At 38.3% G+C, this 26403-nt stretch carries 25 protein-coding genes, 1 pseudogene and 1 riboswitch; all 26 genes and pseudogenes read left to right on the top strand.

The window, feature by feature from the left end; translation table 11 throughout:
* Positions 1-10: 10 nt before the first annotated feature.
* Complete coding sequence (locus K7887_RS11330) at positions 11-490, top strand: HIT family protein (protein ID WP_223489273.1); 480 nt, start codon at positions 11-13, stop codon at positions 488-490.
* A 566-nt stretch (positions 491-1056) separates the two neighbouring features.
* On the top strand, positions 1057-1881 hold the full coding sequence (locus tag K7887_RS11325; protein ID WP_223489272.1) for a S8 family serine peptidase: 825 nt from the start codon (positions 1057-1059) through the stop codon (positions 1879-1881).
* A gap of 21 nt (positions 1882-1902) precedes the next feature.
* Positions 1903-2733, top strand: a complete 831-nt coding sequence (locus K7887_RS11320; RefSeq protein WP_223489271.1) for an SAR2788 family putative toxin — start codon at positions 1903-1905, stop codon at positions 2731-2733.
* 15 nt (positions 2734-2748) lie between these two features.
* Positions 2749-3222: a YxiG family protein gene (locus K7887_RS11315; protein WP_223489269.1), complete on the top strand. Its 474-nt coding sequence runs from the start codon at positions 2749-2751 to the stop codon at positions 3220-3222.
* 908 nt (positions 3223-4130) lie between these two features.
* On the top strand, positions 4131-5162 hold the full coding sequence (locus K7887_RS11310; RefSeq protein ID WP_223489268.1) for a cyanophycinase: 1032 nt from the start codon (positions 4131-4133) through the stop codon (positions 5160-5162).
* A gap of 288 nt (positions 5163-5450) precedes the next feature.
* A complete protein-coding gene (locus K7887_RS11305) occupies positions 5451-6128 on the top strand; it encodes a response regulator transcription factor (RefSeq protein WP_223489267.1) in 678 nt (225 codons plus the stop codon).
* Positions 6121-7476, top strand: coding sequence for a sensor histidine kinase (locus K7887_RS11300; RefSeq protein WP_223489266.1), 1356 nt, complete (start codon positions 6121-6123; stop codon positions 7474-7476). The genes K7887_RS11305 and K7887_RS11300 overlap by 8 nt, the downstream gene beginning before the upstream one ends.
* A gap of 102 nt (positions 7477-7578) precedes the next feature.
* Positions 7579-10645: pseudogene (locus K7887_RS23075) on the top strand (efflux RND transporter permease subunit).
* A gap of 153 nt (positions 10646-10798) precedes the next feature.
* Positions 10799-11098: a hypothetical protein gene (locus tag K7887_RS11290; protein WP_223489265.1), complete on the top strand. Its 300-nt coding sequence runs from the start codon at positions 10799-10801 to the stop codon at positions 11096-11098.
* A gap of 241 nt (positions 11099-11339) precedes the next feature.
* Positions 11340-11849 (top strand): GNAT family N-acetyltransferase, encoded by a 510-nt coding sequence (locus K7887_RS11285; protein WP_223489264.1) that lies wholly within the window; start codon positions 11340-11342, stop codon positions 11847-11849.
* A 380-nt stretch (positions 11850-12229) separates the two neighbouring features.
* Positions 12230-12742, top strand: a complete 513-nt coding sequence (locus tag K7887_RS11280; RefSeq protein WP_223489263.1) for a hypothetical protein — start codon at positions 12230-12232, stop codon at positions 12740-12742.
* A 169-nt stretch (positions 12743-12911) separates the two neighbouring features.
* A complete protein-coding gene (locus K7887_RS11275; RefSeq protein WP_223489262.1) occupies positions 12912-13376 on the top strand; it encodes a hypothetical protein in 465 nt (154 codons plus the stop codon).
* A 111-nt stretch (positions 13377-13487) separates the two neighbouring features.
* Positions 13488-14054, top strand: coding sequence for a hypothetical protein (locus tag K7887_RS11270; protein ID WP_223489261.1), 567 nt, complete (start codon positions 13488-13490; stop codon positions 14052-14054).
* A 52-nt stretch (positions 14055-14106) separates the two neighbouring features.
* Positions 14107-14520: a hypothetical protein gene (locus tag K7887_RS11265; protein ID WP_223489260.1), complete on the top strand. Its 414-nt coding sequence runs from the start codon at positions 14107-14109 to the stop codon at positions 14518-14520.
* Positions 14521-14649: 129 nt separating this feature from the next.
* Positions 14650-14862 (top strand): DUF6366 family protein, encoded by a 213-nt coding sequence (locus K7887_RS11260; protein WP_223489258.1) that lies wholly within the window; start codon positions 14650-14652, stop codon positions 14860-14862.
* 200 nt (positions 14863-15062) lie between these two features.
* A complete protein-coding gene (locus K7887_RS11255; protein ID WP_223489256.1) occupies positions 15063-15572 on the top strand; it encodes an RNA polymerase sigma factor in 510 nt (169 codons plus the stop codon).
* Positions 15569-16441, top strand: a complete 873-nt coding sequence (locus K7887_RS11250) for a hypothetical protein (RefSeq protein WP_223489254.1) — start codon at positions 15569-15571, stop codon at positions 16439-16441. Before K7887_RS11255 ends, K7887_RS11250 begins: the two co-directional genes overlap by 4 nt.
* 97 nt (positions 16442-16538) lie before the next feature.
* Positions 16539-16769: a hypothetical protein gene (locus K7887_RS11245; RefSeq protein ID WP_223489252.1), complete on the top strand. Its 231-nt coding sequence runs from the start codon at positions 16539-16541 to the stop codon at positions 16767-16769.
* 239 nt (positions 16770-17008) lie between these two features.
* A riboswitch (cobalamin riboswitch) is annotated at positions 17009-17195 on the top strand.
* Between the two features lie 177 nt (positions 17196-17372).
* The gene (locus K7887_RS11240; protein ID WP_223489250.1) at positions 17373-17921 is read left to right on the top strand and encodes a cob(I)yrinic acid a,c-diamide adenosyltransferase; all 549 of its coding nucleotides are present in this window, start codon (positions 17373-17375) and stop codon (positions 17919-17921) included.
* 19 nt (positions 17922-17940) lie between these two features.
* Entirely contained in the window at positions 17941-19323 is a 1383-nt protein-coding gene (locus tag K7887_RS11235) for a cobyrinic acid a,c-diamide synthase CobB (protein WP_223489248.1), read from the top strand.
* The gene (locus tag K7887_RS11230) at positions 19316-20857 is read left to right on the top strand and encodes a cobyric acid synthase (protein ID WP_223489246.1); all 1542 of its coding nucleotides are present in this window, start codon (positions 19316-19318) and stop codon (positions 20855-20857) included. Before K7887_RS11235 ends, K7887_RS11230 begins: the two co-directional genes overlap by 8 nt.
* The gene (gene cobT / locus K7887_RS11225; RefSeq protein WP_223489245.1) at positions 20841-21881 is read left to right on the top strand and encodes a nicotinate-nucleotide--dimethylbenzimidazole phosphoribosyltransferase; all 1041 of its coding nucleotides are present in this window, start codon (positions 20841-20843) and stop codon (positions 21879-21881) included. Before K7887_RS11230 ends, cobT begins: the two co-directional genes overlap by 17 nt.
* Before the next feature lie 43 nt (positions 21882-21924).
* Positions 21925-22923: an ABC transporter substrate-binding protein gene (locus tag K7887_RS11220; RefSeq protein ID WP_223489243.1), complete on the top strand. Its 999-nt coding sequence runs from the start codon at positions 21925-21927 to the stop codon at positions 22921-22923.
* Positions 22889-23962: a FecCD family ABC transporter permease gene (locus K7887_RS11215; RefSeq protein ID WP_223489241.1), complete on the top strand. Its 1074-nt coding sequence runs from the start codon at positions 22889-22891 to the stop codon at positions 23960-23962. The genes K7887_RS11220 and K7887_RS11215 overlap by 35 nt, the downstream gene beginning before the upstream one ends.
* Positions 23955-25430, top strand: a complete 1476-nt coding sequence (locus K7887_RS11210; protein ID WP_223489240.1) for an adenosylcobinamide amidohydrolase — start codon at positions 23955-23957, stop codon at positions 25428-25430. Before K7887_RS11215 ends, K7887_RS11210 begins: the two co-directional genes overlap by 8 nt.
* Positions 25427-26395, top strand: a complete 969-nt coding sequence (cbiB, locus tag K7887_RS11205) for an adenosylcobinamide-phosphate synthase CbiB (RefSeq protein ID WP_223489238.1) — start codon at positions 25427-25429, stop codon at positions 26393-26395. Before K7887_RS11210 ends, cbiB begins: the two co-directional genes overlap by 4 nt.
* The last annotated feature ends 8 nt before the right edge of the window (positions 26396-26403 follow it).

Below are 26403 nucleotides of genomic sequence, written 5' to 3'. Positions count from 1 at the left end.
GGTGGATAAAATGAATACATATGTTGAAGACGAGTGGAAAAAAGATAGGATTGCATCGGCACATAGTGGTGATAACCCAATGATTATTGTACGAATGAAAAGTGGTTTTGCAGCTATTGGAGATACACAGTTCTTACCTGGTTACACTGTATTGTTACCCACAAAACCATTTGGATCACTAGAAGAACTTAATGTAAAGGAACGCAGTGACTATTTGTTGGATATGAGTTTGATTGGTGAAGCGATATTGGATGTTTGTAAACCTAGAAGAGTTAACTATTCCATTTATGGCAACACAGATGCTTACTTGCATGCACATGTTTTTCCTCGATATAGTTGGGAACCTAAAGAACGAATTCCATATCCTGTTTGGCAATACTCTGGTGAAAAATGGAGCGATCCAAAATATAAATATACGGATGAGTGCCATGGAGAAATCAAAGAGAAATTAAGAATCAAAATCCAAGAGTTAATGAAAAATTCATATTGAGGAGTAAGTTAGGTGTGAAATTTAAACTTCACTGTTATTCCACAAAAGGGCGCTATCCTGGGACAAGGATCAGCGTTGATTTATTAGGAAAAGGATAAGAATAACTTATTTTAGGTATCTCTAAATTTTGAAGTAATTGTATTGAGCAATAGTGGATATGAGTTTTATGGATAGTTGGGGTTTATTAGCTACATTTATTATCTTCATATTTTAGGTACCTGCGACTTAATTAACATAATGCGGAATATGTGCAAGAAATGGTACCTGAGTCACTATCTGATGATCTCACGTGTCAAAATAAACAATTATTATCCGTGGATCAAGCGATAAATTTACTTCATATCCTAGAAGAGGTTCGCAAGGAATCTCATAATACTTTAGAAGATATATATATACTTATGAATTGTAAATACTTTGTGAACATTTTGCGAATAATATGAAATTGTATTGCTTCATTAATAAATTGGGTTATAATTACATTTGTTCAATATTATTCCATTTCTTATTTAGAAATTATTAATAATAGGGAGGTGGAAAAAGACTCTATACTGGGAAAGGGTATAATAATGAAGAAAAACATTTTGTTTACTTTATCGTTTATAATATTTTTTTCTGTATCTATGCTGTTATTCTATTATTCAAACTTTAACACATCTAATAGTAATCTAGTTAAGGTGGCGATACTAGATAGTGGGATTAATCAAGATCATAAGTTTTTTAGCAACATAAATTTTAAATCCTATAATGCTATTGATAACAATAGTAAGTATACTGAGGACAATTATAATCATGGTACAGGTATAGCATCCCTAATAGTAGACCCCTTAAGTAAAAAAGATAGAAGTAACGTGGTTGTGTACAATGTAAAAGTTATAAATGACAATGGTATAGGCAAGCCTTCTTGTATGTTGGGTGGTTTAAAGTGGGCGATAAAAGAAGAAGTAGATATTATAAATATCAGTGCAGGCTTTCAGACGAATAATCCAGAAATAAAAAAACTGATTAGTCAGGCATATGAAAAAGGAATTGTGGTAATTGCCTCTGCAGGAAATAATTTAGGCTTTGAGGTGGATTATCCGGCAAAACTAAATCAAGTAATTTCTATAAGCTCTATTTCTCAAAGCAAAACTCAATCCTTGACTTCTTCTACGGGAAAAATTGATTTTGTTAGTATAGGTGAAGGCGTCAAAGTAGCTAATAATAAAAATACATACGAAGTTCGTAATGGCTCATCATTTGCAACTGCTAAAGTTACAGCTTACTTACTGCATAACATGATCAAAAATGGCAATTTGAGAGGGTATGAAAAATCATACCATTTTCTTTTAGATACTGCTGATAGCTCTATTTCTAAAGAAAATAGCATATTTGGAAATGGATATATTGAATAATACAAAATCTTGGAGGTAAATATGAAGAAATATTTTATAAAAATATTAATCACTACTATGGTTATTTCATTTATTCTACCGGCGTACACATCTGTTAAAGCAGAAGAAACAGGTCTTAATGAGCAAATTTCTTTAGATGAAGTTGGAGTAGACACTTTAATTACTTCTAATAGTGAAGAATTAGGTTCTGTAGAGGCAGTAAGTATTGACGGAAATGAAAGTGAAGAATCTGTTAACGTAAATATTAAGCTAGATACACAAGTTGAAGAAATTAAAGCTGATATGTTAATCAATGCAGATAATATTGATAACTACGTAGATATTGAAACAACTGATGAAAACGGTCATACAACAACTAAGAACTATTCTTTAGAAATAATTGAAATGAACGAGGATAAACTTGTTGCTAAGGTTATAGATAATGAAACTTTAGAAGAAACAATTATTGATAGCTCCATAACTCAAACAACTGCAATACCCATCATTGTTGCATTGATAGTAAGAGCTGGATTACAATATGCAATAAAACATTATGGAAAAAAAGCAGCAATGCAAGCTTTAATTGATTTAGGAGTTTCTAGTATTACTAAAGCATATGGTGGTTCAACCAAAAATGCTAAAAACGGTAAAGGAAAAGTAATTACTATTCCGAATAAAAACCAAACTATTGTAATTAGATTAATGGAAGCAGGATCTGGAGGTAGAAAAGAAGCTTACTGGAGAATGTCTGTTGGAAATAAAGCTTTGAATAGAGCAGGGAACTACTCGAATAATGCTAATGAAACGCATATAACTTTACAAGAATCCTCCATTTCAACGATAATTAATCTTATTAAGAGATATAAAAAATAGATAGGAGCATTATTTATGTCAATTAATGTGGATGTTGAAAAAAGATTACAACAATTCTTTTCAGAGATAGAATACCAAACTATTGTTGACTTGAAAATTGATTATCTTAAAGAGGCAATCACCCTTAAGCTTATTAGGGTTAATAATAATCAATTAACAAAAATTAACATATTGTTCAAGCAAGTATTATCTTACTATATGTATCAAGAACCTGAGTACGATACTTTTAGGTTAAATAACTTTAATGTGAATTCGGATTTGCTTTTGACAGAATCAAGTTATTTTCCACGTGGTTTCGGTAAGATTAATGTTGAAAGTCTTGATAAAGACTTAAAAGATATAGAAACACTCTCTTCTAAAACAAATTTTTATTTTCAGGTAAATAATAAAGATTATTTCTTTATTGAGGCAAATGCAGTTGATATTAATGGAAAAGAATATTGTAATTTACTTGTGGATGAAGAACAGTTAAAGAAACCGTTAGATTAATTAATCATGACTTGGGGCTGTTGCATAGAAAGCCAGTAAAAGCTGATTTTCGGCAGCCTCTTTTTTTAGTGAAAATAATGTTTGAAAATAAATTCAAATAAGTAAAAATTCCTTGAGTCAATAAGTATAAATTTAGTAAAGTAAAATAATACACTTTTTTACAAAAGCTTTCAATTGGGTGCCATCCAGGAACAAGGATCAGCGCTCATTTTCATTTTTGAGGAGAATGAAGAATAACATAATGTATGAAATCTTAGTTAAATAATTGGTATTAAGCAATCGAACAGCTGTTAAAAAAGGAGGGGGTATAAAAATTTAATGAAGTGCTTTTATTCTCGATAGTAATGTTTTTACTTTTGACTTATAAGCAATTGCAGGTGCTTAAAAACAAAGATGTTCCAAGAGGTAACCGAAGATTAGCTTGGTCGTTATATAGCTTTTCGGTAATAGTATTAGTAGTCGTAAATATCTACCTTTCTAATATCTCCTATTAAAGTAAATGGAGACATATTTGAAGAAATATATAGTTATCTTGAAATCAAGACTTCTGCAATCGGGCGCTATCCAAGAACAAGGTTTAGCGCTCAATCTTTTTTAGGATGAAGAATAACATAGTGTGGAATTAAGTGGTAAAAATTTAGTGATTTACTTAGGGAAAGATGTGTAATAAAGTATCAGGTCTATTACTTATAGCTTTACGTTATATAACATCTAAACATTTAATGGGTAAAGTTTTAGGGTTTAATTGGGTATTTTTCATATAACCATTAAAAGTTTAAGAGGCAGATAAACGCGATTAATAACAGAATATTTTAAATTTTTTATTGGCATAAATCTTGCATATAGATTATTTGTAGGGACTATTAAAAACGTCCTTACAAATATGAAATGCGGGGAGTGTTAGAAACATGAAGAAATATTTGAAAATGGCTGCATCGATTAGTTTGTCATTGGTATTATTGGCTGCTCACTGGCCTGCTAAAGCAGCAAGTAAAGATTATACGTATTACGGCTATGGAGACACAACAAACATTACCCGATCTACCACTTTTGGGCTTAACTTAATGGGGGGATCAACGGATGTCGATGAAGCGATGCTGTGGATGGCGGAAAAGGCAAATGGGGGGGACTTTGTCGTGCTTCGAGCATCTGGAAGCGATGGCTACAATCAATATGTATACGACTTAGCCGCAAGCAACGGTGTTCCTGTAGACTCAGTAGAAACCATTGTATTAAAGAATCGCAATGCTGCGTATGATTCGTTTGTGCTTGATAGAGTATTTAAAGCTGAGGCGATTTTCTTTGCGGGTGGTGATCAGTCCTTATATGTGGACTATATAATAGATACACCACTGGAAGATACATTAAATGATTTAATTTCAATCTACAATGTTCCGATGGGTGGAACGAGTGCAGGCCTTGCGATTCAAGGGCAGTTTGTGTATGATGCCGAGAACGGATCGGTTTATTCGGACGAAGCATTAAGCAACCCGGGAAATCGTTATATGACGTTTACAAGGAATTTTTTAGATAACCCTTATTTAACAAGCACCATCACAGACACGCATTTTGAACAACGTGATCGTATGGGCCGATTTGTTGGATTTATGGCTCGTAACATCATGGACGGTTGGACAACACAAGCAAAAGGAATTGCTGTGAACGAACAGACGGCATTATTAGTTGAAGCAGACGGTTCCGCAAGAGTAGTATCTCAACCTGGAAGTACAAATTCCGCTGTATACGTCGCTCGCACTACCAGTGCACCAACAAGCGGATCCCGCTCACCATTAACAATGAAAAACATTGAAATGTTTAAGTTAGAAGCAGGTGACACATTTTCTTTTCCAACTTGGACAAGCACTAACGGACTTCAATATACATTAAATGCTCAGAATGGTGTATTGTCTTCATCGACAGGAAATATTTATGGGAATTAATAGATAGTAGTGTTGTTTGTGTATGAGGATTAATTATTAATGTAATAATCTTCATAAATCCTTCGAAATGATTCGGAGGGTTTTTTATTTTCCGCTAGACATAATTTCTTCCTTTATAATACAGACAACCCCTTCACAAATTCCCCAAAAGGGCGCAATCCTGGAAAAAAGGATTAGCGCTCACTCTTTTCATCACTTATAATGGTGAAAAATAATAGAAGTATTCTTCATTAAAAACAGTACTCCTTGATCAACCTAAACAAATTTTTTTTGAAACGAGGTGTTTTTTTGGCAGCTATTTTAGTAGCAGACGATGACCTTTTCATAAGGGAACTGATTGCGATCTATTTAAAAAAAGAGGGATATACAGTTTTTGAAGCAAATGATGGTGTAGAAGCTACGAATATTTTATCTCAACGTACCATTCATTTATGTATCATTGATGTTATGATGCCAAATAAAAACGGCTGGGAACTTTGTAAGGAAATAAGAGAGCTATATGACTTGCCTATACTAATGGTTACGGCTAAAGGAGAGAGCGAAGATAAAGTAAAAGGCTTTCAGCAAGGGACAGACGATTATATTGTTAAGCCATTTGATACACATGAATTAATCATGCGAGTTAAAGCGCTCTTAAGGAGATATAAAATCAATACAACAAATAAAGTGTCAATTGGAAATGTTGTAATTGACGCGAATAGTATGGAAGTTACCATTAATCATGAGCCTATCATATTTCCTTTAAAAGAGTTCCAACTTCTGTTTAAACTTGCTAGTCATCCTGGACAAGTGTTTTCAAGAGACCAGTTGATAGAAGAAATTTGGGGAAGTGATTTTGAAGGTTTCGATAGAACCGTTGACTCACATATTAAGAAAATAAGGAAAAAGTTAAACCAACAAATGGCTTTTGATATCCTGACCATTAGGGGGTTGGGCTATCGATTAGAGGTAATAAAGGATGTTTAATACGTTATATGTTCGCGTCGTAGTTACATTTATTTTAGTTATAGTAATAAGTTTAACAGCCGCTTTCTATATCACATTTAGCTTTTATCAGGAGCGTGTGTTAAGTGAGTTGGAGGGAGAAATGATTCAAGCTGGAAAGGGTATCATTCAGTTACAGAAAACGATAGGACAAGAGAACCTTGAAGACTATTTGGCGGCAACATCAACTATTACCTTTAATATCGCTATTTATTTTGAAGATGGAGAAGTAAAGGTGTTTGGTAGAAATACGGATGAACTAATGGCTTCCCCTTCTGATGTTCAGAAAGTGTTAAATGGCGGCGTTTATCGAGTAGAATCCACTGAGAAGAGATTGTTAAAGAACATAACAATCGGTTTGCCGTTCCAAGTGGAGGAAGAGAGATATGCGCTATTTCTTAAACCAAGAATTATTGATCGCATTGATATTATTAAAGAAGCACTTATTACTGTTTTAACATATGTATTAATTATTGGTAGCTTACTTTATTTAATTGCGGCTTTTCTATTAGTACATCCAATAAAAAAATTAACAGCTTTGACAACCAAAATCGCAAAAGGCGACTTCCAGCAAATTAAATCGATTAAGCGAAAAGATGAAATCGGCGAATTAGGTAGAAGTTTTAATAAAATGACTACCGAGCTTATCAAGCTTGAAACAATGAGGAAAGAATTTATTTCAAATGTTTCGCATGATTTACAATCACCATTAACATCGATTAGAGGATTTGCTGTTGCATTAAAGGAAAATGAATTTTCTAAAGAACAGCAGGATCATTATTTAACCATTATTCAAAAAGAAAGTGAACGACTTGCAAAGCTTAGTGAGAACTTACTAAAACTTTCTGTGCTAGAAAATAAAGAATCATTGTTAGAGAAGGAAAATTTCCGCCTTGATCAACAAATTAGGCAAGTCTTTTTAAGCCATCAGCCACAATGGCTTGAAAAAAAACTTGAGTTAAATTTAGAAGATGTGAATAAAGTAGAGATAACTGCTGACCGGTTGCAATTAGAGCAAGTATGGCATAACCTACTAACAAACAGTATTAAATATTCCAATACCGGTGGCAAAATAAAAGTAGAAGTAAAGGATATTCAAAAAAAAGTCCAAGTGATTTTCTCTGACACTGGAATAGGGATTCCTGAAAAGGACCTTCCGTATATCTTTGATCGGTTTTTCAAGGTTGATAAAGCAAGGGTTAGCTCAGGTCAGGGTAGTGGTTTGGGGCTAGCGATTGTCAAAAAAATTATCGACCTTCATAAAGGTGAAATTTCCATTAAAAGTGAACATGGAGTAGGCACTTCTATTCAAATAGTACTTCCGAAATAACGTCAAACTCTTTTTAGAGTTTGGCTTTTTTAATTTTTAAGTTCTTAGTTGGTCACATTTCTCTTATATAGTGAACTCATACACAAAAGGAGACATGCTGATATGAAAAAAATGATTGATTTTAGCTTAAAAAACAGTGTTGCAATGATTATGTTAACGATACTAGTTGTTATAACAGGTTATATATCAACAAATACAATTAAATTGGAAAACTATCCAAAAGTGGAGATTCCAACACTAATGATTCAGGTAGCATACCCAAACCATTCCTCAGAAGAAGCGGAGAAAGACATCACTCTACCAATAGAGGAAGCCATTGAAAACATAGCACCATATGAAGAATTAACGAGTACTACTCAAGATAATAGCACCATGATACAAGTAAGCTATGACTTCAATGAAGATATGGAAGAAAGAGAAAGGGAGATACAATCAGCGATTAGTAAGCTTAACCTACCGGAAGATGCCACGCTGACTTACAAACGCTTATCGGCTAGTGCAAAGCCTATCTATCAAATTGCTTTCGCAGATGAAGAATTAACAGCATTACAAGAAAATATAACGGATACCCTTACACCACAGCTTCAAAATATTGTAGGTGTGAGTGATGTAACAGTCTCGGGAACAACCACTTCCAAACTAGTAATAGAAGTGGACGAAGAAAAAGCAGCGGAGAATGGTTTAACAATCGCAAGTATCATCCAAGTTTTAAACGAGAAAAACTATGTGTTACCTCTTGGAAGTCTAGAAGAAGAAGAGGGGAAGATCCCGGTAAATATGGAGGGGAACCTTTCTAGCATAGAAGATATGAAGGGGGTTCAAATCCCTGTTTCTCCTTCGCAGCAAGGTATTCCGCCAAATGAGAAAGCAACAAATCCCTCCCTGCCCCAGAAACCAACGTTTATTTCGTTAAGTGAAATAGCGCAAATAAAAGAAGTGGAGGAAGAGAACGGTATCACTCGTTATAACGGTGAACCAGCACTTATTGTAAGTGTAACGAAAACACAAGATGCGAATACAGCGGAAGTTGTGGAGCTTGTAAAAGAAAAGGTGAAAGACTTCCATGCTTCTTCCGATTCTGAATTATATACCATCATCGATCAAGGGAAAGAAGTAGAGAAATCGGTAAAATCCTTATTACAGGAAGGCGGGTTCGGGGCCCTATTTACAATTATTATCATCTTGTTGTTTTTAAGAAATATCCGATCAACGGTAATTGCCATTTTATCGTTACCTATTTCGATCTTAGGTACCATTGCCGTTCTTGACTATTTTGGATACTCATTAAACATCATGACTCTTGGTGGAATCGCAGTTTCCGTTGGCCGGATTGTAGACGATAGTATTGTCGTTATTGAAAACATTTTCCAATGGATGCAGAAGGAAAAAAAATTATCAAAACCTAATTTTCAACGCTACTAAAGAAGTGATTGGAGCGGTCACGTCATCTACGGTGGCCACCATTGTTGTATTTCTGCCATTGGCTTTTGTAGGAGGAATTGTAGGGGAGTTTTTTAAGCCATTTTCTATTGCCGTTGTTACATCCATTGCGCTTTCCTTACTTGTGGCCTTCATGCTCATCCCGGTTTTAGCTTTAACGCTTTTAAAAGAAGGAAGTCAGGAGGAGAAACAAGGTTGGATCCAAAAAGCATACGACCGGTTATTAAAAGGATCACTGAACTATAAAATGATGGTCATAATTAGTGCCTTTGTTTTATTGGCCGGAGCCCTCTTCATGGTACCTGCAATCGGTAAGTCCTTTTTACCAAGTGGTCCAGCAAGTGCATTAGAGGTGGAGGTGGAGCTTCCAGCGTCCACCACTCTAGAAAAAACAAATAGTATGGCAAAAGAGATAGAAGAGTTGCTCATGGAAGATACGGCCATTGAATATGTTCAAGGCTCTGTAGGATTAGCCAATAACTCGAACCCATTAAAGCAAAAAGCTTCGTCTGATTATAAAGCTACTTTCTTTATTCAACTAAAAGATGGATACACCGTTACAATGGAACGAAAAGGTTTAGAAGATGTAATCGCTGCACAGGTATCAAAAACATACGAAGAAAGTACCGTGCGAATTAATGAGGTGCAGCAGGAAGGACCTCCATCAAGTAAAACCATTGACATTACACTCTATGGTGAGAATTTAGAGGCACTTCTGGACGCAGCGGATCAAGTGGAAGGCGTCTTACAGGAGAACGACCAACTAACAGATGTGTCTAGTAGTGCACAGCAGCTTCAAACGAAGTACGTATTGGAGTTAAAGGACGAAGCGGTTGAATTAGGAGTAAATCAATTTACCATTTATCAGCAAGTCAATGAAAAAATGAATGAGCTTTCCGCTGGAGTGATGGACTTAGACAAGAAAGAGCTAGAGGTATTTGTAACTTACAACGAGTTAGTTCGTGATAAAAAAGAATTAGAAAATACCGAGATACTAACGCAGCAAGGACCAAAGCCATTGATTGAACTCGCAACGATAGAAGAAATGTCCATTCCTGCTACGATTCAGCATAAGGATGGGAAGCTTGCTTACACCTTGTCAGCAGAAAGTGTAAGTGAGGAGGTTGGAGCCGTAACAGAACAAGTAGAAGGGGATTTGGCATCACTAGTGATCTCAGATGAAGTGGAATGGGAAGTTGGTGGTGGGCAAGAGATGATGACAGAAGGATTCCAAGACCTTGGTATCGCCATGATGATTGCGGTAGGACTGGTGTTCTTAACGTTAACCATCACATACGGAGGAGTCATTACACCATTTGTTATTCTTTCCTCTTTGATTTTTGTACCAATCGGTTCTCTCGGGGCCCTACTGATTACAGGTGAAACGTTATCCATGAGTGGAATGATCGGGATGCTGATGCTAATCGGGATTGTCGTAACAAATGCGGTTGTGATGCTAGACCGCGTAGAAGCAAACCGGATCAGCGGAATGGCCTTAGATCATGCAGTGATTGAAGCGTGTAATACACGTTTCCGTCCCATTATTATGACGGCCCTCGCTACCATCTTAGCACTCGTACCACTGGCTTTATCAACATCATCGTCAGGTGTTATTTCTAAAGGGTTAGCCATAACTGTAATCGGGGGGCTTACTACTAGTACATTGCTCACGCTTGTCTTCATACCAGTTCTTTACAGTATCGTAGGGAAGTGGAGAAGGTTTTCATAAATCCGATTTATTACAGTATAAAGTGCTAGCATGTTTCATTTAAAGTGGAGAATGTTCACTTGGTTTAATACACATGCGAGCTCTCCGATAATAATTGATTTAAGTAAGAGGTAGGATGAGAATCCTACCTCTTATAATACTGGAGGGATAGTTTTGAAGAAGTGGATCGTTAGTGCTGTCGTTATGGTTGTTTTATTAAGTAGCATGTATTTGACAAAGCCTACAGAGGATATGTACGCAGACTGGCTATTAGGGGTTGTTATTGAAAAAGCTGGGGCAAACCAACCTTTACAGGAAACGACTTTGAAGATTTTTGGTAAAAAGATGATTGAAAAAAATTCTGAATATAATGATTTCGTTTTCTTTACGATACATAAAACCCAATTCAAGGGAAAGGAAATGAAGTTTATTGGTGTATATAATTCTTTTGTGCCTATTATGAAAGAAAAGTAACGTAAGAAACTAAGTAATTTGATAGAGAAGTTGAGTTTTATTTGAAGTAGGAAGAAAAATTATTGTTGCAAATTACAATGATACTATGCAATAGTCTTCCGCAATCGGGCGCGATCCTAGAACAAGGATGAGTCATTTTAGGGCCTTAATCTGGAAGAAGGAAGGAAATAAAAGAATGTATCTCGAATTATATGTTATGCATGAAAAGGGTTGGTTTCATATAATTTGAGAGGTAGGTATTATGGAAATTACTTTAGAAAAATTACAACAAGCTGATGCAAATATGTTATATGAATTTGAACTTAAAAACAGAGATTATTTTGAAAAAATGGTGCCAAGTCGTGGGGAAGATTATTATTGTTTGGAAGAATTTAAAATAAGGCACGAAGCCTTACTGAATGAACAAAAAAAGGGAGAATCCTATTATTATCTGATTAAGAATGAAAATGGTTTAATCCTTGGACGAATGAACTTAGTGGATATTGATAAATGCAGTAAGTTGGGTTATATCGGTTATAGGGTGGGAGAAGCATATACAGGGAAAGGAATTGCTAATAAAGCATTGGAGCTGTTATTAAGAACTATTAACAAGCAAGATATTGAACAGATTTTAGCGAAGACAACGACTAACAACATTGCCTCACAAAAAATCTTGGAGAAAAACGGATTTAAGCATATATCAACAAGTGATGAAGAAATTGAAATGAATGGTAAGAGTCTTAAGTTTGTTTATTATAAGTGGACGATATAAGATTTTTCCCTACACTAACGAAACTGATTGCTCAATGGCGTGCATACCTATACTAGAAATTATTGAGGTTCTTAAGGATGTTTTTAAAGTTGTTTTTAGAGCTTCCAGTCGGATTTTCAATTTTTAAAACCCTAATGAAGAAATAACTACTATACTCCAGTTGAACCTAACAATTAGGGTGTCAGATAAAAAATAGCTTCAATTTGAATCTTCCCTTCTTTCAGAATAGGGCGCGATCCAGGAACAAGGATTAGCGCCATTTTTGTCGTGGCCAAAGAGAATTTCATATTGTAGGAATTATTAGATTATGAAATAATTGGAATTAAGCAAACGGGCAGCATTCCTGTTATGAAGAAAAAAGAGTTTTTTAGGGGGTATATATGCGAATAAAAATAATAATAGCCTTGATATTAATATTATCAGGTTGTAATCAGGAGGTTTCTCAACACCCAATAGTCGATAGTTTAGAGGGCATTGAAAAATTTCCATATGATTTTAAACTACCTACTTATTTACCTTATGATGTAAAGGAAGTAAGGGTATATGACTACATTCAAGTTATAGAAGAGTTGCCTGAAAAATTAGCAGATGCCAAAACCAATGATTTTGCTTTATCAATTGGAATTGGTGGTAATTCGGAGGAACTTGTCTTTATAGAAATGACACCACCTTTGAACAATAGAAATTTAAATCATCAAAATCTAGAACAAGTAGCATTAAGTGGCAGTAGAGAAGGGTTTTATTCATACGATAACAACAGACAAACTTTATCCTTAAACGACGAAGGATTTAACTACAACATCATTGTTTTTACCCATCAAGAAGGAAAAGAACTGTATTCACAAGAAGAATTGATTAAGATTGCAAATTCTTTAACTTTAGTAAATAGATAAATTTGGTGTTAAGGCGGACATTCCACCTTAGTGTTTCGGACTTTTAACAAGAACTAAAAATCTATAATAATGAGTTCTTTATTAATTAATCTAGGAGCGATTGCTGCATAGCTTTTCGCTCCTTACATAAACATTTGGTGGGTTTCTTAAAGAAGGTGGGAGGGCAACTATGAGTAGAATAACAAGTTCATATTTTGCTTATCCAATAGTTCTATTAATATTATTGTTCGGATGTTCTCGGGAAGTATCACTTGAGGATAAAATTGTGGACATTCTGGAAGAAAGTGAAAACAGGGATTTTGAGACAGTAATTGACTACGACATAAAAGGTGATTTTATTGTTGTTGTTTATAAGAGCAAATCAAATGAGCAGTTAAATATTGGATTCATCAAGAATAATAAAGGAAAATTGGATTGGGAAATAGGTATAGGTGGACCAGAATTAAGGGGTGGTCATATTTATATTTCAGATCCACTGATAGTAAATGTTATGATTCCCGATGACCCTGAGATAAATCATGTAAAAGTTTTTGGCGAATATGCGAAACAAATTAAACATTCCAAGGCAATTAACTATTGGATTGCATATTCAAACAAGTCACCTAGCAACCTTGACGTTGAGTATATAAAATAGGAAAAATTCATCTTATAAACTGTCAAGATTGGTGAATAACAATTTACAACAAAAAGGATTTGATTTCTATCTAATGTTATGGCGGGAATTTAACTATATTGGGGGAGTACTGTGAGTAAAAATAAAATACTTACATTAGGAATTATCGTTTTGCTGTTTTTAAACATATACCAATTTCAACAAATCAACTCTTTAAATAAAAAGCTAGAAGACGATTTAAAGGTGGAACTGAATTCTGCTTTTAGTGTGGCAAAAGAAATCCTTCCTAAAGAGTTGGAAAAGACAATAAACACCAAACAAGTCACTCGCGAGGAATTCGATAATATCTGGTACATATCTAATGATGTTTTATTTGGAATTGACGATTCTTTAACTTTTGCCAAACAATATGACATAGATTTTAAAAATCAATATCAAAGTAATTCGAACAAACTTGCGGGTGAAGTCAATAATTTTAATAGAGAATTTTCAAACAGCAAATTTCAGGATGGTATTGAAATTGTTCCTCTTTCTGATAGAGATATAGAGTATCTAGAAGTTTTAAAAGAGCTATCTCAATCAATTGGTGCGTTAACTTCAACTGAAGTTGAGACTCTAAATATTGAAGAGGCTATAAAAAGAATAAGTGAGATTAGCAATCAATACGAGCAAGAGTTGAATAAAATTAGATCATCTTAGTTTCTACATCCTGAGCGTTGGTTAGAGTTTTCAATGAAAAAGGCGGTGTTATATGAAGAAAAAAGTTTCTTTGGTACTATTTTTTAGTTTAGTTGTACTAGTGTTAGGAATAAGGTGGATCCACCTAACCACTTTATCAGAGTCTAGCACTACCGCCATGAGCTATTTACAGGATGAAGGCTTATTTGTTCTGTACCATGAAGGTGAATTTGGACCCTATACAATTACAAAGAACAACATTAATGAAAAACCACATTCTAACTTTTTGTCAGTACAACAGCATGATCAAGATTTCTATATAGATAAGGAAATTCACCACGAGTTTTTCTATGTAAGCAATCATCCATTAAGTGATGTATTAGTAGGACGTATATTAGTAACCGTTATGATGAGCGATGGAGAGGTTATAGGTGCGTTTTCTGTCAAAAATGGTAACGTGTATTCTTTACTCGGAGAAGAGAAATAAAAGATTGTTCAACAAACTAGGAGCGATTGTTGCAAAATGGATCGGTCCTAAATTAAGAACTGGACAGGTTACTTGAAGAAGGTATTTACCAAGATATTAAAGAATATGGTATAAAAAGGTGGTGCTTGTTTGAATAATCGACAAGAAACTCCAGAAGAAAATAGAGAGAGATTAAGACAAGAAGAACTTAAAAAGAATCCGAGCGGTGTATTGGGAGATGGGTTAAATCGAGCTGAGAATGGGAATTTAGCAGATTTAGTTGGTGGTTTAGGTTGGAAAGTTACAGGAATTATAATTGTAGTTTTAATAGTTGGATATGTCTTATACAGTCTGATTTTCTAAAAGCTTTTAGAAAATATGTTCAGCTATCTGGGCAGCCACCATATAATTTCCACTACATGGCGCGTTGTAAATACAACGTGTCTTTTTTATGAGGATACTCTTTAGAATCAAAAACAATAAATTTAAATAAATAAATTCCATGTGAAAGTAAGAATGAAAACTAACGTCTAATAAGTATATGGTTTCACGGGGGAGAAGGAATGAGAGAAGAAAACGATGTATCTGATTGGTTCAAAGAATATCACAATGACATTTACAATTTCCTAATCTATTATACGGGCAGTATAGATGTGGAGGATTTCGTACAAGAGACTTTTATTAAGGCTATAAGAAACTTACATAAATTTAAGGGTGGATCAAACCCTAGAACTTGGCTGATAAGTATTGCCAGGAATGTGGCTATAGATGAGAGCAGAAAAAGAAGAAAAGAAGAGATTAAAAGAAATCGGCTATTACAATTCAGTACGACAGCAAAGGGGTCAGATTCACCAGAGGAAATGGTGGGGTTAAGTGAAACGAAGCTGGAACTCTATAGGGCAATAAGGTTGCTAAAGCAAAGCTATTATGACGTACTCATGTTAAGAGGAATTAACGAGCTTTCAGTACAAGAGACTGCTCAAGCGCTGAATTGGAGTGAGAGTAAAGTGAATCTCAGCTACCATAGGGCTTTAAAAGCCCTGGAGAAAAAGATGGGAGGGCGAGAAACATGAAAGATTCCAGACTCCACAATGAACTGCAATCTTTTCCTAAGGATTATAGGTTAAATGAAAGAAGCTTCAACAGTATCTCTGATCATATAAATAAGGAACTAGCTATGAGTCAGATTGAAGTCCAAAAAGGAATACCTAACACGAGAAAAATAGTCGCCACCACATTGCTTACTTTGACATTGGCAGCCACCTTAATTTGGAGCTTTAGTGGGCAAGATAGTAATCTACAAAAGTTTGCTGGAATTCATAGTGATAAATTACTAATCTTAGAGAACAAGCAGGATGTTAGCATACAGAAAGAAATTAACCCTGAGGATATTTATTCAGTTTCTCAGAGCCAAAATAGCTGGGCGGTTGATCCTAGAGAACCAAGGAATTTAATTATCGAAGGGACATCTATTGTACACATAAAAGTTCTAAACATCAGGGAAGCTGAAATACTTCCAAAATATGAAAATTTCTATACTTATATGCCCTATACACCATTGGATGTGGAAATAGTGGATACCATTTATGGCAAAGATTTATCTGGTGAAAAAACAATTTACATAGGAGGGGGAGACATTAGGATTTCCAACCTGTTGGATTCTTGGGTAGGAAGTGAATATACTGGTTTAGAAAAAATGGGCCTAACCAAACTCTCCAGAGAAGAACAAGAAACCAAATTTATTTCCTACACATCTGAATACGATTACAAAATGGTGCCAGGAAAGGAATATGCAGTTATTCTAGCAAATCAACAAACAGAGGATGAAATATATGGAATTATGGCGCGTGGATATGGGGTTTTTGAAATAATAAAGACTGATCAAGGGGAGAAGGTTTATAAAAATGTAATAACCGGAGAAAGTTACGACTTGGAATTTTAAGTTTTTATGGGAAAATTCCCTTGAGAAAGTGTTCATTGTTTGAAATAATTGGTATTAAGTAATTGTGCAGGATAAATGAAATAGTGAGGTGTAACAGGTGATCTTATTACTTTGGATAACTATTGGTTTCATAATTATCGGATTTGCTGTTCTCATTTCTATGAAAAAAGGGATGGAAAGTAAGCTCGCTTTTATAACAGCAAATACGGAAACCGAGGAAAGTTCAACAAAAGCTAAATCGATAATACGGTGGATATATAGTGCTACAGCTTGGGGTATTGTAAGTATGTTTCTTGTTGTCTGGTGTTTTCATCATTACTTTGGATAACTGAAAAGAGAAAAAAAGTGACCTTTCTTTAACTAAACAATAGTATGAAAGGGATATTTTCTATGTGGATAAGTAAAATAGTCGCATATTGGTGGTTCAGATTTTATAGAACTATTAAACTTTTTTTAAAAGCCACAAAATTTATTAAAGACATTCGTATGAAAATAGGCTACAATAAGTTCGTTGTCAATTTAAGCTTGGATAGTTAAATACAATAAACTAAATTTCATATTTTGATTGATACAATACAACATTTAGGTGCCTTTGTGAAGAAAGGTTAAAAGGGAAGCTGGTGAAAATCCAGCACGGACCCCGCCACTGTAAGCGTTGAATATTGCCGAAATATCCACTGTGCAAAAGCATGGGAAGGGTCGGTAATGTGCTTGAAACGCAAGTCAGGAGACCTGCCTATTTGTTTTTAAGGATTCTGCGAGGAAAGAATGCTTAAAGTGACATTCATTTATTTTTATTCAGTTTTCACATTTATAAGCGATTCTTCGTAAGAGCTTTTAATAAGGACTGGATTGGATGGACCTTTAAACGTCTTTTTGCTATTAGCAGAAAGGCGTTTTTTTAATGAAGAAAAACAGGGAGGCATGTTGTATGAGTGAGAAAACAAAACAAAGAGGCTTGACACTGGTGTACACCGGAGATGGCAAAGGCAAAACAACTTCGGCTATTGGTTTGGCGGTTCGCGCGGTAGGAAGGGGGATGAAGGTGAAGATATATCAGTTCATTAAATCACCGAATCGTACATACGGCGAACAGATTTCCCTAAGTAAATTAGGAGTGGAGATGGAGCAACTGGGAATTGGCTTCACATGGACAAAGACTCCTGAGGAGCATCGTGAAGCACTTCGCATCGGTTGGCCAAAAGCGAAAGAGGCTGTCATGAGCGGAGACTACGACATAGTTGTTTTGGATGAATTAAATAACGCATTATCCATTCAGGGTTTTCCGGTTGATGATGTCCTACCATTGACTGAGGTCTTGGAGCTTATCAGGAACAAGCCTGAGCACGTCCATCTTGTTATTACCGGAAGAGATGCACCTGAACAAGTCAAAGCGGCAGCTGATCTTGTCTCCGTCGTTCATGCAGAAAAGCATTATTACGATAAGGGAATCCCGGCAGTTAAAGGTGTGGAATTTTAAGAAGAAGGTGGGGTTGAAAATGGGTAAAAGGAGAATTCTTATAGCAGGAACAGGCAGTGGTGTAGGAAAGACTACTATTACAATCGGCCTGATGGCAGCGATGCGGAAAAAGGGCCTTTGTGTCCAGGGGTTTAAATGTGGTCCGGATTATATCGACACCTCTTATCACACGGCTGTTACTGGAAGGAAGTCGCGGAATCTGGATAGTTGGATGCTTTCTTCTAATTTTGTGAAAGAAGTCTTGGTCCGTGGAAGTGAGGGTGCCGATATTGCCATCATAGAAGGGGTGATGGGCTTCTATGATGGAAAAGATCCGCTTTCCGATGAGGGGAGCAGTGCAGAAATAAGCATACTCACAGGGAGTCCAGTTGTGCTTGTGGTAGATTGCTCCGGCATGGCAAGGAGTGCGGCTGCAATAGTCAAAGGGTATCAGGCACTCTCAGGAAAAGTGAAGATAGTTGGGGTGATCGCGAATAAAGTGGGAAGCGAAGGGCATTTTCATTTAATTAAAGCAGCGGTCGAATCGGAATGTAAGATTCCTGTAATTGGCTACATAACAAGGGAGTCTGAACTTGAGATGCCAGAACGACATTTAGGGCTTGTTCCATCCATTGAACGTGGGGAACTTGAAGGTTTTTTTTATCAATTGGGTGAGCGTGTTGCAACAACGGTAGATGTCCAGCGTTTATATGAGCTGGCGGACCAAGCTTCCGAGATTCCAGCCATGACTAAGCCTTCCGTTTTTACTTCATATCCCAACAAAAAAGTCCGGATAGCTGTCGCCTATGATTCTGCTTTCCATTTTTATTACGAAGAGAACTTGGAACTTTTGCAAAAGAGAGGGGCGGAATTGACCTTCTTCTCCCCTTTGAAAAATGAGGAGGTCCCACATGATGTGCATGGTTTGTATCTTGGTGGAGGCTTCCCGGAGGAGTTTGCATCTAGGCTCGCTTTGAATACGAAAAGCATGGATAGCGTCTATCACGCAGTTGTCAAAAGTGAAATCCCTACCTTTGCGGAATGTGGAGGCTATATGTATTTATGCAAAGAACTTGTGACAGCAGGAGGGGATGCTTATCCAATGGTAGGTGTCATTCCTGGTATCGTGCACATGCAAACTAGGCTTGCTGCCCTTGGATACAGGGAAATCAAAGGGCTGAACGGGAATTTTCTCTTGAAGGAGGGAGAGGTGGCGAGGGGCCATGAGTTCCACTATTCCACCTTTCATCACCAAACAGAGCTGCCGGCCGCCTTCGAAACAAAAGGAATAAGAGGGAAAGGAACAGACGGGTTTATCAGCAAAAACCTAGTTGCTGGTTATACTCACATTCACTTTGGATCCAATCCAAGGGTAGTGGAAAACTGGATTCAAAGATGTCTGGAGGTAAAACTGCATGTTTAAAGGGACGCCACTGATGATCCAAGGAACACATTCCGACGCGGGAAAGAGCGCTTTGGTAACGGCATTGTGCAGGATATTTTCAAGAGAAGGTTATAAAACGGCACCGTTCAAATCGCAAAACATGGCGCTAAATTCCTATATTACCAAGGATGGCAAGGAAATTGGTAGGGCACAGGGCGTTCAAGCGGAAGCAGCTGGTGTGGTGGCGACCACCGACATGAATCCTATTTTGATAAAGCCTACCGGCGACTATCAATCCCAAATCGTCGTGCATGGGAAGCCTTTTCAAAATATGAAGGCAGGTGAATATCGGCAAGAATTCTACGAGAAAGGTTTACAGGTAATAGCAGAGAGCTATTTTCGACTCCAAAATGAACACGAGATTATCGTGATAGAAGGGGCGGGGAGCCCTGCTGAAGTAAACCTCAATGATCGGGAGCTTGTGAACATGCGTATTGCCAGGTTAACAGATTCGCCGGTCATTCTTGTCGGTGATATTGAAAAGGGTGGTGTATTTGCAAGCCTTGTCGGAACATTGCAGCTCTTAGAAGAGAATGATCGCAAAAGAGTCATCGGCGTCGTCATCAATAAATTCAGGGGAGATGTATCCCTGCTTGAGCCTGGATTGAAATGGTTTGAAGCATATACCGGCATGCCAGTATTAGGTGTGATCCCTTTTGTTTCAGGTTTACATATTGAAGCGGAGGATTCTGTCGTCCTTGATAGCTTTTCCAAAGATAAAGATGATATGAAAGACTTGGATATTGCAGTGATCCGCTTCCCATACATCTCGAACTTCACTGATATGGACCCACTTTTTACGGAGGAGGATTGCCAAGTGAGGTATGTGCAAAAGGCGGAAGAAGTCGGAAAACCGGACTTGGTCATTCTCCCTGGTAGCAAAAATACGTTAGGAGATCTGCAATTCTTACATGAAAGTGGCCTAGGGAACCGGATACAGTCGCTGGCAGAACAAAGGACACAAATAATCGGGATTTGTGGGGGTTATCAAATGCTTGGTGAGGAAGTTGTGGATGAATATGAGGTGGAATCTTCGCTAAAAGTGATTTCCGGTCTTCATCTCATCCCCATGAAAACGCACCTGACAATGGAGAAGAAAACGGTTCTTTCAGAGGGTATGGTGGAGGTTGAGGGAAAGCTATTGCCTCTAAAAGGTTATGAAATCCACATGGGAGTAACTACCGTCCATGAAAGAGAAGATATCATGCCGTTTGTTGTATTAGCAGACCGAACAGATGGAGTTCAAATGGAAAATTTAATTGGTACATACTTTCATGGTCTCTTTCATAATGACAGATTCAGAGAGGGACTGTTGAACACATTACGGCGAAAGAAAGGAATGTCTCCCATTACAAACAGGTCTTCTTTTGAGAGAAAAAGAGAAGAGTCGTTTGATAGATTGGCAGATGTTGTGAGCAGGCATCTTGCTATGGATAAGATTAAGGAAAAGATGGTTGAATTTCAGAGGTTAAACAAAAAGAAAGTAGGGGAAGCGAATGGAGAAAGTGTTTGAAATAAATCCCATCAACCTGATGCAAGGTGCGAAGATGCAGGAATATGTAAACTCCTTGACCAAGCCTCAAGGGAGTTTAGGGGCTGTGGAGGAAATCGCCATTCAGCTTGCGCAGATTACTGGGGAGAATTTTCCTGAGGTGACACCTCCAGGAATCATTGTATTTGCTGCTGATCATGGAGTCGCTTCAGAGGGAGTATCGGCATACCCTCAGGAAGTGACTGTGCAGATGGTTCACAATTTCCTTGATGGTGGAGCGGCCATAAATGTATTGGGGAAGCAAATCGGTGCAAAAGTTGAAATTGTCGATATAGGGGTGGCGGCAGATGTGGACAGGGTAGGACTTCATATGAAAAAAATCCGACATGGGACCGCAAACTTCCTGAAGGAGGACGCCATGACTAGAGAAGAGGCATGGCAGGCGATTGAAGTGGGAAGCGACATGGCAACAAGTGTCATCGAATGCGGAGCGAAATGTCTGATCATTGGGGAAATGGGAATTGGGAACACCACAAGCAGCAGTGCTATCCTTTCAGCCTTAAGCGGTTTGGATGTAGAGGAGGTCATTGGGACTGGAACTGGAATAAGTGTTGACCAATTGAAAAGGAAACAACAAGTCATTCGTCAATCGCTCCAGAAACGGAATCCTGACCCGACCGATCCAATCGAAACTCTATCAAAGGTAGGGGGACTTGAGATTGCCGGAATGATTGGGGCCATTTTATCGGCAGCGGAACGTAATATCCCTGTACTTGTGGATGGTTTCATCAGCACCGTTGCTGCACTGGTTGCCAAGAGACTATATCCTGAAGTAAATGGATACCTTTTCATTGGTCATCAATCCATGGAAGCAGGTCATAAGCATGCTATCATGCTACTAGATAAAAAGCCCATTTTGAATCTCGGTCTCCGGCTTGGGGAAGGAACTGGAGCTGCTCTTGCCTATCCAATCCTAGAGGCAGCTACAAATATTGTTAAAGAGATGGCGACTTTTGAGTCAGCCGGGGTAGCAGGAAAAATCTAAAAATATCAACTATTTAATAGAAAATAGTAGAGGAGAAAAAGAGATGGAACAAATAAAACAAAAATGGGGAATTATCGGTCTTGCTTTAATCTTAATTGTTGGAATTTTAACAGGATGCGCGCCAACCTCTGAGCAAACAAACGGCAATGCAAATGATGCAGCAATCGATGAAAGTACAAGCGGTGAGGATCAATCGCAGAAATCCGCCTTTCCTATCACCATAACGGATGATTCAGGTGAGGAAATCACTATTGAAAAAGAGCCTGAAAGCATCATTTCCATGCAACCTAGCAATACGGAAATTGCTTATGCGCTTGGCCTTGTAGACAAAATGATCGGTGTATCCGATTATTGTAACTATCCAGCGGAAACCGCAGATGTGGAAAAGGTTGGCGGCCAGGACATGAATGCGGAAATGATTTTGACACTGATGCCTGATGTGATTTTTGTAACGGATTATCATCATCAGAATCATGATGCCATCCTCAAACAATATGAGGAAGCGGGAATAAGTGTCATCGTCATTGGTAGTGAGTCTTCGTTTGCGGATGTATATGAAACAATTCAATTGATTGGAAAAGCAACTGGTACAACTGCAGAAGCTGAAAAGCTGGTTGCTGATATGAAGGAACGACTACTTGCGGTGGAGGAAAAAGCAAAGCAAGTGGCAGAAAAGAAAAAAGTCTGGGTGGAGGTTTCTCCTGCTCCGGATATTTTTACTACAGGTCAAGGGACATTCATGCACGAAATGCTGGAGTCCATACAAGCTGAAAATGCTGCTGGCAATCAAGAAGGCTGGGTAAAACTGACGGAAGAGGAAATTGTCCAATTAAATCCAGATGTGATCATCACTACCTATGGCTATTATGTGGACAACCCAAAAGAGGGTGTTATGGCCCGTTCTGGGTGGGGGGAAGTTCCTGCAATCAAAGATGGAAATGTCCATGATGTGGACAGTGATACTGTAACAAGACCTGGACCTCGCTTGATTGAAGGGGTGGAGCACCTTGCGAAACTTATCTATCCGGAGATCTTTGAGTAATAGGCTATTTTGGTTATATCTTGGTAGCGGAGGGTTTGTACTTTGTGCAGCCCTCCTTGGTTTATTGAACAGCAGTGTCTCTATCCCGATTCCAACCATCTTGCATATCTTGACGGAAAATACATTTGGGATGGGCTGGCTACCGGACTTACCGAAGAATGAAGAAATGATCATTTGGAATATCCGCTTTCCGCGTGTGTTGCTTGCTATGTTTGTCGGCGCATCCCTTGCGCTTGCCGGCGCAGCTTTTCAGGGGTTGTTAAGAAATCCCCTTGCTGATCCCTACACCATCGGGGTTTCTTCCGGAGCTGCATTGGGGGCGGTTGCCGTGCTTTTTTTCAATATTACCATTATCGGGCTGGGTAATTACACCCTTCCTGTTGTTGCCATTGTCAGTGGACTGCTATGTTTGCTCCTTGTGTTCGGGCTAGTCAGGTTGAGCAGCCGGGGGCTGGCGATCGAAACCATCATCTTGGCGGGAATCATCATCAGCGCTTTTATCAGCTCCATTATTTCATTGATCATTGCCCTTGGTGATAAAGAAGCAATGACCCAAATCATTTATTGGCTATACGGAAGTGTGGGGATGAGAAGTTGGGGGCATGTCCAACTTATTTTCCCGTTTATGTTGGCTGGTTCCATCCTTTTGTTCCTGCATTATCGTGAATTGAATGCGATGGCGTTGGGGGAGGAAGCGGCAGATCATATTGGAGTGAATGTGAAACGAGGAAAAATACTCATCTTATTTGGTGCTTCGCTTCTGACAGGTTCCGCTGTTGCCGTGTCTGGCTCCATCGGGTTTGTGGGGCTGGTGATTCCTCATTTGGTGAGGCTATTGACTGGGCCAAATCATCGTCACGTCCTTCCTTTTTCAATGCTTATAGGCGGGGGATTCCTCGTATTGGCAGACTTACTCGCAAGAACCATCATTGCACCAAAAGAACTGCCGATAGGAGTTATAACCGCTTTGATTGGTGCGCCAGTTTTTGCTGGTCTTCTTATCAGAGAAAGGGTTGGGAAGGGGAAAGGAAATGATTGAACTAAAGCGGCTTGTCGGTGGATATCAACGGGAAAAGCCAATTATAAACGGGGTGGATCTGGCTATACGGAAAGGGGAGTTTTTCGCGTTGCTAGGGCCGAACGGAAGTGGAAAGACCACCCTCTTTAAACTTGTGACAGGACAGCTTCCGGTGGTAGAGGGGGAAATGTTGCTTTCAGGGAGGCCTCTCTCTACCTTTACAAAGTTGGAAAAGGCTAAAAAAATTGCGGTGCTTACACAGGAAGTACAGGTTTCTTTTGATTATACTGTCGAAGAAATCATTACTCTTGGACGGTACCCTCACCAAAAAGGATTGCTTAAGAACCTTACCAAAAAAGATAAGGATATCATGAAACAGGTGATGGATATTACCGGGGTGACCGTACACAAAAATAAGCAGTTCCACAAATTAAGCGGGGGAGAAAAGCAGCGGGTACTTCTTGCAAAGTCCCTTGCTCAGGAACCTGAGATTCTCTTGTTGGATGAGCCGACCAACCATCTTGATATCAAGCATACTTTTCATATGTTGGACCTTATCAAAGAGTGGCAGCATACCAAAGGCTTGACTGTCTTTGCCATCCTGCATGATTTGAATGTTGCATCCTTGTATGCAGATCGTTTGGCACTTTTATATAATGGAAGGTTTCTGGAGGTGGGGGACTCTGACACACTCCGAAAAGAAGAGCAACTTGAAAGAGTATATGATGTGCTAATCAAAGCAGGACCACATCCAGTTGTCCCTAAACCTCAACTTTTAATGACCCCTAAGTTGGAAGTGAAGAATGAAGTTCACGGCTTGGATAATCTCGTATTTGACATGGATGAAAGGTGTGTTCATGTCCAATCAAACAAGCCGTTACGAACCATCTCCAATGGAGTGATAGGTGAAGGGATACAATGGTATAAACATTTCTGCAACTTTCATGTAGATAAGGATTATAACTGTGATCATCCTCAAAAAGATATCCGGGAATGGCTGCGTCAAAGGGAAATCCCGACTGAACAGTCAGTCGGGATGATGACGGCGGTCAAGCTTTCGGATGTTGTGGTAAGCAAGAAGGAAATCGAGGGAATGGAGTTCATGGCAGTGGTTACAGCAGGGGTTGGCAATGCGGTTGATATCACAAAAGCGGAGCTGTGTAAGACGCCGGTGACCATTGGGACCATTAACATCATACTTTTTATCGATGCACACTTAACGGATGGTGGGCTGGTCAATGCAATGATGTCAGCCACCGAGGCAAAAGTGAAGGCGCTCCATGATTTAAAGGTGCAAGATATGAAGACCGGCACCATTGCAACAGGGACTTCCACCGATGCCATGGTTCTGGCTGTCACCCAACAAGGGGAAAAGACACCTTATGCTGGATCCGGAACCCTTATAGGTAAAGGAATTGGACATCTTGTCTATGAAGGGGTAACAAAAGCCATACAGAAATACCAAAAAAGAATAGGACAGCATATATGATAGCTGATGTTTTCTATATAAATATTTTTATTTTGGTTGCAGCCATAGTGTTGGATTTGCTCCTAGGCGATCCGCGCTGGTTGCCACATCCTGTAGTGCAGATGGGGAAACTTATCTCTTTTTTGGAGAGGTTCTTAAACAACGGGCGGAAGCGAAAATGGAAAGGCGTACTTCTGGCTTCAATGGTGGTCCTCTTTGTTTATGGCTTTGTATTCCTTATCGTAACGCTATCTTATAAGATCCATTTTTATGCAGGTGTACTAATGGAAATCTACTTTATATGGACAACGATCGCCATCAAGGGATTATCGGATGCAGGGAAAGGTGTCTTGCTCCCGCTTCTAGATGGAAAGCTGGAAAAGGCTAGGATGGACCTTAGCATGATTGTGGGGAGAGATACAGAGAACTTGTCAGAGAGTGAAGTTGTCAGAGGTACGGTGGAAACCATAGCGGAGAATACAGTAGACGGCATTACGGCCCCTTTGTTCTGGGCAATGCTTGGTGGAGCCCCTCTTGCCATGGCTTACCGAGCCGTCAATACCTTAGATTCAATGGTAGGGTATAAGAATGAAAGATTTCTGGATTTCGGGTGGGCCTCTGCCAGGCTGGATGATGTTGCTAACTTTATCCCGGCCAGATTTACAGCTTTGTCCATCTGGATATCTTCTATTTTTATAAAAGGGTCTAATGGAAAAGCCGGATGGACCATTACCATGCGGGATGCAAAGAAACACCCCAGCCCCAATAGCGGTTGGCCGGAAGCGATGACGGCAGGCTTGATGGGAATCCAGCTAGGTGGTGTGAATTATTATAAAGGTATTAAATCTAACAGGAAAACGATGGGGGATTTTCATAGAAAGCTAGTGGCAGATGATATCCCAAGATCCATTTTATACATGCATGGTGGTTGGGGCGTATTTTTAGGATTAGAAATTCTATTACTATTTTTACTGGGACAGAAATGAGGGTTAAG

Origin of the sequence: Sutcliffiella horikoshii (genome assembly GCF_019931755.1) — a bacterium.
Classification (GTDB): Bacteria; Bacillota; Bacilli; order Bacillales; family Bacillaceae_I; genus Sutcliffiella_A; species Sutcliffiella_A horikoshii_E.
Note: the sequence above shows the minus strand (reverse complement) of the source record. Positions and strands in the feature narration are given on the sequence as shown.

Bases quoted from the DNA above. Each gene is read 5' to 3' on its own strand.
- K7887_RS11330 (WP_223489273.1), top strand. From the start codon at position 11: ATGAATACATATGTTGAAGACGAGTGGAAAAAAGATAGGATTGCATCG.
- K7887_RS11325 (WP_223489272.1), top strand. From the start codon at position 1,057: ATGAAGAAAAACATTTTGTTTACTTTATCGTTTATAATATTTTTTTCT.
- K7887_RS11320 (WP_223489271.1), top strand. From the start codon at position 1,903: ATGAAGAAATATTTTATAAAAATATTAATCACTACTATGGTTATTTCA.
- K7887_RS11315 (WP_223489269.1), top strand. From the start codon at position 2,749: ATGTCAATTAATGTGGATGTTGAAAAAAGATTACAACAATTCTTTTCA.
- K7887_RS11310 (WP_223489268.1), top strand. From the start codon at position 4,131: ATGAAGAAATATTTGAAAATGGCTGCATCGATTAGTTTGTCATTGGTA.
- K7887_RS11300 (WP_223489266.1), top strand. From the start codon at position 6,121: ATGTTTAATACGTTATATGTTCGCGTCGTAGTTACATTTATTTTAGTT.
- K7887_RS11285 (WP_223489264.1), top strand. From the start codon at position 11,340: ATGGAAATTACTTTAGAAAAATTACAACAAGCTGATGCAAATATGTTA.
- K7887_RS11280 (WP_223489263.1), top strand. From the start codon at position 12,230: ATGCGAATAAAAATAATAATAGCCTTGATATTAATATTATCAGGTTGT.
- K7887_RS11275 (WP_223489262.1), top strand. From the start codon at position 12,912: ATGAGTAGAATAACAAGTTCATATTTTGCTTATCCAATAGTTCTATTA.
- K7887_RS11265 (WP_223489260.1), top strand. From the start codon at position 14,107: ATGAAGAAAAAAGTTTCTTTGGTACTATTTTTTAGTTTAGTTGTACTA.
- K7887_RS11255 (WP_223489256.1), top strand. From the start codon at position 15,063: ATGAGAGAAGAAAACGATGTATCTGATTGGTTCAAAGAATATCACAAT.
- K7887_RS11250 (WP_223489254.1), top strand. From the start codon at position 15,569: ATGAAAGATTCCAGACTCCACAATGAACTGCAATCTTTTCCTAAGGAT.
- K7887_RS11240 (WP_223489250.1), top strand. From the start codon at position 17,373: ATGAGTGAGAAAACAAAACAAAGAGGCTTGACACTGGTGTACACCGGA.
- K7887_RS11235 (WP_223489248.1), top strand. From the start codon at position 17,941: ATGGGTAAAAGGAGAATTCTTATAGCAGGAACAGGCAGTGGTGTAGGA.
- K7887_RS11230 (WP_223489246.1), top strand. From the start codon at position 19,316: ATGTTTAAAGGGACGCCACTGATGATCCAAGGAACACATTCCGACGCG.
- cobT (WP_223489245.1), top strand. From the start codon at position 20,841: ATGGAGAAAGTGTTTGAAATAAATCCCATCAACCTGATGCAAGGTGCG.
- K7887_RS11220 (WP_223489243.1), top strand. From the start codon at position 21,925: ATGGAACAAATAAAACAAAAATGGGGAATTATCGGTCTTGCTTTAATC.
- K7887_RS11210 (WP_223489240.1), top strand. From the start codon at position 23,955: ATGATTGAACTAAAGCGGCTTGTCGGTGGATATCAACGGGAAAAGCCA.
- cbiB (WP_223489238.1), top strand. From the start codon at position 25,427: ATGATAGCTGATGTTTTCTATATAAATATTTTTATTTTGGTTGCAGCC.